The organism is Nocardioides sp. CPCC 206348, assembly GCF_048654705.1.
Lineage (GTDB): Bacteria > Actinomycetota > Actinomycetes > Propionibacteriales > Nocardioidaceae > Nocardioides.
In genome coordinates, this window is record NZ_JBMCZA010000081.1 from 13,604 (window position 1) to 18,979 (window position 5,376).

Annotated in this window: 7 protein-coding genes; 2 read left to right on the forward strand and 5 right to left on the reverse strand. The window is 70.9% G+C overall.

The features are described from left to right. The 4 genes from ACOADB_RS04195 to ACOADB_RS04210 all read right to left on the reverse strand — a co-directional run. A partial coding sequence (locus ACOADB_RS04195) for a cation transporter (RefSeq protein ID WP_378596670.1) occupies nucleotides 1-363 on the reverse strand: 363 nt, incomplete at its 3' end. A 25-nt stretch (nucleotides 364-388) separates the two neighbouring features. Beyond that, nucleotides 389-1,381 carry a hypothetical protein gene (locus ACOADB_RS04200; protein ID WP_378596671.1) on the reverse strand — a complete coding sequence of 331 codons (993 nt, stop codon included), beginning with the start codon at nucleotides 1,379-1,381 and terminating at the stop codon, nucleotides 389-391. Beyond that, the gene (locus tag ACOADB_RS04205; RefSeq protein ID WP_378596672.1) at nucleotides 1,378-1,596 is read right to left on the reverse strand and encodes a heavy-metal-associated domain-containing protein; all 219 of its coding nucleotides are present in this window, start codon (nucleotides 1,594-1,596) and stop codon (nucleotides 1,378-1,380) included. Before ACOADB_RS04205 ends, ACOADB_RS04200 begins: the two co-directional genes overlap by 4 nt. Nucleotides 1,597-1,639: 43 nt before the next feature. Then, the gene (locus ACOADB_RS04210; RefSeq protein WP_378596673.1) at nucleotides 1,640-1,951 is read right to left on the reverse strand and encodes a metal-sensitive transcriptional regulator; all 312 of its coding nucleotides are present in this window, start codon (nucleotides 1,949-1,951) and stop codon (nucleotides 1,640-1,642) included. 159 nt (nucleotides 1,952-2,110) lie between these two features. Between ACOADB_RS04210 and ACOADB_RS04215 the strand changes: the two genes are divergently transcribed. Then, nucleotides 2,111-3,556, forward strand: a complete 1,446-nt coding sequence (locus ACOADB_RS04215) for an MFS transporter (RefSeq protein ID WP_378596674.1) — start codon at nucleotides 2,111-2,113, stop codon at nucleotides 3,554-3,556. A 31-nt stretch (nucleotides 3,557-3,587) separates the two neighbouring features. Here the strand turns inward: ACOADB_RS04215 and ACOADB_RS04220 are convergent, their stop codons facing one another. Then, nucleotides 3,588-4,661, reverse strand: a complete 1,074-nt coding sequence (locus ACOADB_RS04220; protein ID WP_378596675.1) for a hypothetical protein — start codon at nucleotides 4,659-4,661, stop codon at nucleotides 3,588-3,590. 47 nt (nucleotides 4,662-4,708) lie between these two features. On the opposite strand from ACOADB_RS04220, the gene ACOADB_RS04225 reads away from it, so the two are divergent. Beyond that, nucleotides 4,709-5,376, forward strand: a 668-nt coding sequence (locus ACOADB_RS04225; protein WP_378596676.1) for an NUDIX domain-containing protein, incomplete at its 3' end; no start/stop codon positions are given.

Consider the following 5,376-nt stretch of genomic DNA (forward strand, 5'->3'; position numbering starts at 1 on the left):
CGGCACCATGGCCATCGCGATCACCGGGCCGGTCAGGACCGCCGAGATGACGAGCCGTTGCCGCAGCACCTGGAGCGCGTGCTCCTCGGGTGATTCGGTGCCGCCAGCTGAGGGCGCGTCGGGCGGCTGGGGGAGTCGAGCGCCGTACCCGGCCTGCTCGACGGCCGCCACCAGGGCCTCGGGAGCCACGTCGGGTTCGAAGGTGACCTTCGCCTTCTCGGTGGCGTAGTTGACCGTGGCGCTGACGCCCTCGAGCTTGTTGAGCTTGCGCTCGATCCGGTTGGCGCAGGACGCGCAGGTCATCCCGGTGATCGCCAGCTCGATCGAACCGGCGGGGGTGCCTGACTGACTCTGCGTGGTCATCGTTGTCTCCTGTGGAAGGGGCCGGTCAGTGACCGGCGTGGCCGCCGTGCTCGGCGGGAGGGCTGGCGTCGAACGGGCCGTCGTCGCCCGGTGTGGCGACACCGCCCGCGTCGACGGTGAATGCCGCGGTGCGAACGACGCCGTCGTGCTGGAAGTCCAGGTAGAGGTGGTAGGTCCCGGCAGTGGGGACAGCGGCGTAGAACACCACCTCCGGACCCGGCTTCGTGGTGCCGTCGTCGGGCTCACCGTCCGGGTGGACGTGGAGGTAGGCGAGGTCGCCGCCGCGCAGCGCGACGAGGTGGCCGTAGGCGCCGAGGTAGGGCTGGAGGTCGGTGACCGGCTGGCCGTCCCTGGCGACGCTCAGGGTCAGCTTCGCGTCGGACCCGGCGGTCAGGTCGCCATCGAGCGTGACCTCGTAGTCGTCGACCTTCGCGGTGCGGTTCTCGGTCGAGGGACCTGCGGGCCGGTAGTCACCGTCGACGGCGAGGTCCGTCCCGAGGGTGAGTGCGTCGGCGCCAGCCGGCTTGAAGTCGGCGAAGAGGCGCCACGTCCCCGGGGTGAGGTCGAGGTCGATCGACCAGACCCCGGACGTCTCGTCGAGAACGGGGTGGACGTGCTGGAAGCCGGAGAAGTCTCGCCGTACGGCGATCAGGTGCAGCTCCTTCTCGTGCTCGACGTCGTACGACGTCACCGGCTTGCCGTCCGGTCCGGTGATCGTGAAGGCGACCGGCCGGTCCTGGCCGGCCCGGGAACCCGGCTCGGCCAGGCCGAGGGTGTAGCCGTTCTGGGAGACCATGAGTCCTCCCGGGACCTCCCGGGATGTGGGTTCGGCCGGCGACCCGTCGCCGTGGCCGCCCCCGTGCTCGCCTTCGGCGGCCTCCTCGTCTCCGTGGGCGGTGTCGTGCGTCCCCGCGGGTTCGTCGTCCACCGGGCCGACGACCTGGCCGACCAGGAGGGCGATCCCGAAGATCGCGCCGATGGCGGCCAGGAACCCGGCGACCCTGATGGGGGTGCTCATGCGAGCTGGTAGCCGGCTTCCTCGACGGCGGCCCGAACGGCGGCGTCGTCGAGGATCTCGGCGCTGGTGATGGTGACGGCGCCGGTGGGCAGGTCGATCGCGACGTCCTGGACGCCGGGGATCTCCTGGACCTCTTCGGTGACCGAGGCGACGCAGTGTCCGCAGGTCATCCCGGTGACGGTGTAGCTGGCGGTGTGGCTGGCGGGCTGGCTCATGGCTGATTCCTTTCGGGAGTCAGGTGGTGTGGATCGGTGGGGTTCAGGCGCGGACGAGGCGGGCGATCGCGTCGGAGGCTTCCTTGAGCTTGATCTGGGCCTCGTCGCCGCCCGCTGCGACGGCGTTCACGACGCAGTGCGCCATGTGCTCGTCGAGCAGTCCGAGCGCGACGGCCTCGAGTGCCTTCGTCATCGCGGAGATCTGGGTGAGGATGTCGATGCAGTACTTCTCCTCCTCGACCATCCGCTGCAGCCCGCGGGCCTGGCCCTCGATGCGGCGCAGCCGTTTGAGGTAGTCCGCCTTGGTGTTGTTGGCGATGTAGCTGTGCTGGTGTGCGTCGTGGTCCTGGGGCATCGGGCTGTCCTTCTCGGTGGATGTCTCCGTCGTTCTCAGGGTACCCCCCTCCGGTATTCGGTGCTATGGTCCGGCTTCGTGGAATACGGTACCCCCCTAGGGTATTAATCGCAACCACGAAGTCCCGAATCCCGGGACGTCCCGACAAAGGAGAATCTGATGCCAACCACCACCTCGCCGGCGCCCAACCGCCGCTGGCTCGGGCTCGCAGTCATCGCAGCGGCCCAGTTCATGGTGATCATGGACACCTCGATCATCGGGGTCGCACTTCCCCGGATGCAGGTCGAGCTCGGCTTCACGCAGGAGAACCTGTCCTGGGTGTTCAACGCCTACGTCGTCGCCCTTGCCGGCCTGCTGCTGCTCGGCGGCAAGCTCTCCGACGTGTTCGGCGCCCGTCGGGTCTTCTCGGCAGGATGGGTCGTCCTGTTGGGCGGATGCCTGGTCGCCGGTGTCGCTGGCAACGTCGAGGTCGAGCTCCTCGGTCGCGCGGTCCAGGGTGTTGGCTCGGCCCTGATCGCGCCCTCGGCCCTGACGCTGCTGTTCATGCTGTTCGGTGCCCGTCCGAAGGAACTGCCCAAGGCGCTCGCGCTGTACGGCGCCGCGGCACCGGCCGGTGGCACCGCCGGGGTCTTCCTCGGAGGCCTGATCACCGAGTACCTGTCCTGGCCGTGGGTGTTCTACCTCAACGTCCCGATCGCGCTGCTCGTCCTCGCGGTCGTGCCGTCCGTCATGCCCGCCGGTGGAGCCGGGACCGGCCGTCGGGTGGACCTGCTGGGTGCCCTCACTGTCACTGCTGGCCTGGGTGCCGCCGTGTACGCCGTCGTCCGGGCGCCCGAGGTCGGCTGGGACTCCGGCCAGACCTGGGGAGTGCTCGCTGTCGCAGCCGTCCTGCTCGCCGGGTTCGTCATCGGGCAGGCCAGGGGGCATGAGCCGCTGGTGCGACTCGGCATCTTCCGTGCACCCAACCTCGCTGCAGCCAATCTCGCCCAGCTCCTGCTGGGTGCGGCGTGGATCCCGATGTGGTTCTTCCTGAACCTCTACCTGCAGCAGGTCCTCGGCTACACCGCCTTCCCCAGCGGCGCGGCACTGCTGCCGATGACGCTGCTGATCATGGTCGGGATGATGGCCATCGCGCCGCGCGTGCTCGCGGCCCTCGGTCCGAAGGTCGCCACGGTGACCGGGCTGGTCCTGCTCGCTGCCGGTCTCGCCTGGCTCGCGTTGATCGACCCCGACGGCTCCTACGCGGTCGACGTGCTCCCGGCGTCGTTGGTCGCAGCGCTCGGCATGTCGCTCGCCTTCATCCCCACCCTGGGCACCGCGATCTCTGCGGCCCGGCCCGAGGAGGGAGGCCTGGCCTCCGGCATCGTCAACACCAGCTACCAGGTCGGCTCAGCGCTCGGCCTGGCCGTGATGACGGCGATCGCCGCAGCCAACGGGGCCGACCAGATCGGCGACAAGGCAGCGCTCACCGATGGCTTCTCGGCCGCCTTCATCGGTGCAGCAACCGTCGCCGGCGTCGGCGCCCTGTCGACCCTGGCGCTGTTCCGATCTGCCACCGGCGCCGCGACGGGCGCCCAGGACACCGCCGACAAGGTGGCCGCCTGACCCGCTCCTGCTGACCCGAGCCCAACCCGGCTCAGCAGGTGGCGAAGAGAACCGGCCCCTGGTTCAGGTCGGACAGCACGAAGGTGCCTTCCGCGGGTTCGAGCTCCATGGTGACGGTCTTGTCGGTAGCGGCGACCTTCCCGAGCCTGAACCGCTCGGGGAAGGTGCCGCCCTGGCCGGGGGCCGGGCCGGCGGCGAGCTTCGAGCGGGTGTCGGCGTCGGTGCGGGCCTGGTCGTTGTTCTCGAACGCCATCGCCACCCGTACGTCGCCCGCGGGCTGTGCCGCGATCGCGAAGGCGGTCAGCGGGTGCACCTCGCCGGCGGCCTCGATCAGCTCGGCACCCCGTGTGCGGTCGGCCGGGTCGGCTCCGCTCATCGAGAGCTCGGCGCAGGCGTAGTCGCCGGTGTAGGCGGACGCGCTGAGGGCCGGGCCGGCAGCGTCGACAACGGCGGCGATGCCGTCGGCCGCCTCGCCGCGCTCGACGTCGCCGCGCTCCTCGAGGAAGTTCGGGTCGTCGCTGCCGAACAGGAGCCCGGACTCCTCGTCGATCTGCAGGACGGCGAGCTCGGGCGTGACCGGGCCGTCGAGGGTCTCCAGCAGGTCGACCCCGCCGCGCCAGACGCCGTCGGCCTCATCGGGCTTCTCGAAGCCGATCTCCTCGAGGCGTGACCGGAGGCCGTCGAAGTCGAAGTCGTCGGGCATCCCGAGGATCACGACGGCGCCGTCCTTGCCCTGCGCGAACAGTTCCCAGTCGACGTTGGCGGGGGAGAACCCGAAGGTCGACTGCAGCGTGGGCGCGGACTCCGCGAGGGCGGTCGTGGCCGACAGGTCGCGGTCGAAGGCGGCGAGCAGGAAGTCGGCGAGCTCGTCGGCCGACGAGGAAGCGGAGAGATCGGCGCCGAGCTCGTCGCGCACGCCGGCCCAGTCGGTCCAGCTGAACCGCTGAGAGGACTCCGGGGCCAGCGCCGCGGCCGCGGCGAACCGGCTGGCGTCGTCCCGCGTGAGCCGCCAGGTCACCAGGCCGGCCACGGCGACGAGCAGGACCACGAGGCCGACGACGACCCAGCGGGACCGGGCCCTGAAGGCGGTCAGACGGCGCAACACCGAAGGGGTCTCCTCAACTCGGTCGATCTGGTGTGAGACTAGGCCACGTGCCCGACATCCTCGCTGCCGGCGTGGTGGTGTTCCGTCCCGGTCGCGAGGTGCTCCTCGTCCACCGCCTGAAGTACGACGACTGGTCGTTCCCGAAGGGCAAGCTGGACCGCGCCGAGCACCCCACCGCGGCCGCGGTGAGGGAGGTGGCGGAGGAGACGGGCATCCACGCCCGTCTCGGCCCGCCGCTGCCGACCCAGCGCTACCCGGTCGGCCGCCGGATGAAGACCGTCTACTACTGGACCGGCCGCGTGGTCGGCGACGACGACGTGTCCGGGTACCGCCCGAACCACGAGATCGACCAGGTCCGCTGGGTGCCGTTCGACGAGGCTCCGGCGCTGCTGACCTACGACCGCGACCGGGAGACCCTCGCCGCGGCACTGCGCGTACGCCGCAAGACCCGCGCGGTCGTCGTACTCCGTCACGCGCAGGCGCGATCCCGCAGCGCCTGGAAGGGCGACGACGCGGCCCGCACGCTGCTGCGCACCGGGGAGCTGCAGGCCGACCGGCTCGTCCCGCTGCTGGCCGCGTACGACGTCACGCGGATCGTGACCTCGACGAGCACCCGCTGTGTGCAGACCGTCGAGCCCTTCGCGCAGCTGGCCGGCCACGACCTGGACCTGCGGCGTCGGCTGAGCGAGGAGCACGCCACGGAGCGCGCGGTCAC